At 68.5% G+C, this 3,655-nt stretch carries 4 protein-coding genes; all 4 read right to left on the minus strand.

The window, feature by feature from the left end; genetic code table 11:
* On the minus strand, nt 1-1,271 hold a 1,271-nt coding region (locus ACR2JA_RS02220; RefSeq protein ID WP_434007506.1), incomplete at its 3' end, for a TolC family outer membrane protein.
* Between the two features lie 53 nt (nt 1,272-1,324).
* The gene (locus ACR2JA_RS02225) at nt 1,325-1,675 is read right to left on the minus strand and encodes a rhodanese-like domain-containing protein (RefSeq protein WP_434007507.1); all 351 of its coding nucleotides are present in this window, start codon (nt 1,673-1,675) and stop codon (nt 1,325-1,327) included.
* A gap of 2 nt (nt 1,676-1,677) precedes the next feature.
* The gene (locus ACR2JA_RS02230) at nt 1,678-2,367 is read right to left on the minus strand and encodes a protein-L-isoaspartate O-methyltransferase family protein (protein WP_434007508.1); all 690 of its coding nucleotides are present in this window, start codon (nt 2,365-2,367) and stop codon (nt 1,678-1,680) included.
* A 42-nt stretch (nt 2,368-2,409) separates the two neighbouring features.
* Nucleotides 2,410-3,655 (minus strand): efflux RND transporter permease subunit (locus ACR2JA_RS02235; protein WP_434007509.1); only part of this gene is annotated, 1,246 nt, incomplete at its 5' end.

Genomic DNA, 3,655 nt, shown 5'->3' on the forward strand with positions numbered 1-3,655 from the left:
TAGCGGGCCACGGCCAGGTCGCGCTTGGTCTGGAACAGCTGGCTCTGGGCGTTGAGCACGTCGATGTTGATGCGCACGCCGACCTGGTAGCCGAGCTTGTTGGCGTCCAGCGCGCTCTGGCTCGACGCTTCCGCCGCTTCAAGGGCCTTGACCTGGCCCTGGCCCGACAGCACGCCGAAATAGGCGCTGCGCGTGGCCTGGCTGACGCCACGCTTGGCGCCTTCCAGGTCGGTCCGGGCCTTGTCCTCCAGGGCCAGGGTTTCTTTCACACGGTTCTGGATCGCGCCGCCCGCGTACAGCGGCAGGTTGAACTGCACGCCGACGGTGGCGGTGTTGTTGCGCACATAGCCGGGGATGGTGGCGCTGGAGGACGGAGCACGTGCGATTTGGTACTGACCCACCAGGTCCAGCGTGGGTTTGTGGCCGGCCTCGGCCTTCTGGGTTTCCAGCTGGGCGATTTCCAGACCTTTGGTGGCTTGCAGCACGGCCGGGTGGCCGGTCTCTGCCTGCGCCACCCAGGCCTGCGGATCTGCAGGCACCAGCGGGGGCAGGGCGACCGGTGTGGCCAGTGGCTTGGGGCTGACGTTAGCCTTGCCCACCAGCTGGTCCAGCGCCAGCTTCTTGACGCGCAGGTCGTTCTCGGCTGCGATTTCCTGCGCGATCACCAGGTCGTAGCGTGCCTGCGCCTCGCGCGAATCGGTCACCGTCGTGGTGCCCACTTCAAAATTGCGCTTGGCGGCGGCCAGCTGTTCGCTCACGGCCTTTTTCTGGGCCTGCACGAAGGTCAGCGTGTCCTGCGCGGCCAGCACGTCGAAGTAGGCCTGCGTGGTGCGCACGATCAGGTCCTGCTCGGCGCTTTGCAGCTGGGCTTTGGCGATGTCGATGGACAGCTGGCCTTGCTGGTCGGCCGCGGCGTTGGCCGGGCGGTACAGCGGCTGGCTGGCCGACAGCGTGACGTTCTGGCTGTTGTAGGTGCTGTCCAGCGCACCCACCGAGCTGTTGCGGTTGTTCCAGTTCGCGCCTGCCGCCAGGCCTGCCTGCGGGCGCAGGCCGGCGCGGGCCTGCTCGGCCTTGGCCAGGCTGGCGTCGTAGGCCGAGCGGGCCGAGAGGAAGGTCGCGTCGTAGCCGCGGGCAGACTCGTACAACTCCACCAGGCTTTGCGCCTGCGCCGCCGAGATGCCCCCCAGGGCCAGCAGCGCACCCAGCGCGACACGGCTCAGGGTGAGCCGGTGGGCGACGGAGCGGGACGGACGGGTGGTGTGGGCGTTCATGTGCGGTTCCTTGTGGGGCGGGCGCGAGAGGCGGGGCAGCGGGACGTTGCGGGTCAGTACATGGGCACGCCCGGGTCGCGTTCGTGCGACCAGGCGTTGATACCGCCGTGGACATTGACCACGTTGGAGAAGCCCTGCTGCATCAGGAAGTGCGCCACCTGCGCGCTGCGGGCGCCGTGGTGGCACAGGCAGGCGATCGGCAGGTCGCGGTCCATTTCCATGTAGCGCGCAGGCACGCTGCGCATGGGCATCTGCACCAGTGCGAAGCTGTCGTCGGCCTTGACGCTGGCGGTCTGGCATTCCCAGGGTTCGCGCACGTCCAGCAGCACCGGCTTGACGCCCGGCTGCTCGGTGGCCAGGTGTGCGAGCCAGTCACCAAATTGCGATGGGCGGATGGATTGCATGGTCAGAAGCTGAAGCGCGAGGGTTCGGGAAAGTTCCGCAGGCGCGGCGCGATGGTGTCCCAAGGCTGGGCGGTGCGGTAGCTGGCGTCGGCCACGCGGGTGACGAAGGTGGCGCGCATCATGGGTTCCTGCCCGGCGATGACGGCCAAGCGGCCACCCGGGGCGAGCAGGGCCAGCAGTGCCTGGGGAACCTCGGCCAGCGAGCCGGCGACCAGGATCGCGTCCCATGGGGCTTCGGCGGCACAGGCGGCGAAGCCGTTGGCGGCCGCGTCGGCCACGCGCACGTCGGCGTTGGCGATGCCGGCGGCCTGCAGGTGCTCGCGCGCAGCGCGGGCGATGGTTTCGTCGATGTCGAGCGACACGACGCGCTGGGCCAGCTTGGCCAGCAGAGCTGTGGTGAAGCCACTGCCGGTGCCGATCACCAGCACCTTGTCGGTGGGCTGCACGGCCAGGTCCTGCACCAGGCGGGCCTGCACGCGCGGGGCCAGCATGACCTGGTCGGCGCCGCTGCCCAGGGGCAGTTCCATGTCGATGTAGGCCATGGCCTTGTGGGCGGCGGACACGAACAGGTCGCGTGGCACGGTGTCCAGCAGGGCCAGCACCGTCGGGTCCAGCACCTCCCAGGGGCGGACCTGCTGCTCGATCATGTTGAAGCGGGCCTTGTCCAGGCTCAGGGTGTTCGGGGAAGTCATTTCAGATACTCCGGTGGGTATGTTAGCCGATTCAGAACCATTTTACCGAGCAGGGGTTTGCGGGTCATGGCCGCGGGGGCCCAGCAGGCGGCGGAACCAGACCGCCAGATCGTCCATGTAGCAGTACACCACAGGCACCACGACCAGGGTGAGGATGGACGAGGTGATGACGCCGCCGATGACCGCCTGGCCCATGGGCGCGCGTTGCTCGGACCCCTCGGTCAGCGCAAAGGCCAGCGGCACCATGCCGAAGACCATGGCCAGCGTGGTCATGAGGATGGGGCGCAACCGCACCTTGGCCGCCAGCAGCAGGGCGCTTTCGCGGTCCAGCGGTGCCTGGCCGTCCAGCCCGTGGCGCGCACGGATCGCAAAGTCCACCAGCAAGATGGCGTTCTTGGTCACCAGGCCCATCAGCAGCACGATGCCGATGACCGAGAACATGCTCATGGTCGAGCCGAACATCAGCAGCGCCAGCGCCACGCCGATGAGCGTGAGCGGCAGCGAGGTCATGAGCGCCAGCGGCTGCAGGAAGCTCTGGAACTGGCTGGCCAGGATCATGTAGATGAAGATGATGGCCATGGCCAGTGCCGAGACGGCGTAGCCGAACGACTCCTGCATGTTCTTGGTCGATCCTCCGAACTCCGCCCGGTAGCCCGGTGGCAAGGCAAGGGTGTCCAGCACCTTCTTGATCTCGCCCGACACCTCGCCGGCCGAACGGCCATACACGTTGGCGTTGATGGCCACCTCGCGGTTGAGGTTGCGGCGGTTGGTCTGGTTCGGGCCGGTGCCCTCGACCACGTTGGCCACCTGGCCCAGGCGCACCACGCGGGCGCTGCCGTCGCTGTTGCTGCCCACCACAAAGGGCAGGGCGGCCAGGTCGGCGGTGCGTGCTCGCTGCTCGGGCGCCAGGCGCACGTTGACGTCGTAGCTCTCGCCGTCGGCTGCGCGCCAGTTGCCCACGGTCTGTCCGGCCACCAGGGTCCGCAGGTTGCTGGCCACCGCGGCGGCGTTCAGGCCGGCGTCGGACGCGATGTCGCGCCGCTGCGCCACGTCCACCGTGGGTTTGTCGGGCTTGAGGCTCGAATCCAGGTCCACCAGGCCGGGGATGCCACGGACCTTCTCCAGCACTTCGGCGTTCAGGCGGGCCAGCTCGTTCAGGTCGTCGCCCTGTATGGAGAACTCGATCTGCTTGTTGCCGCCCACCGGGTCCAGCAGGCCGGCGTGCGTGACGTTGATGCCCGGCACGCTGCGCAGGCGTTCGCGCAGCTTCGCCGCCATGGCATCGGCG

The sequence above is a fragment of the Hydrogenophaga sp. genome (assembly GCF_051007235.1).
GTDB lineage: Bacteria > Pseudomonadota > Gammaproteobacteria > Burkholderiales > Burkholderiaceae_C > Hydrogenophaga.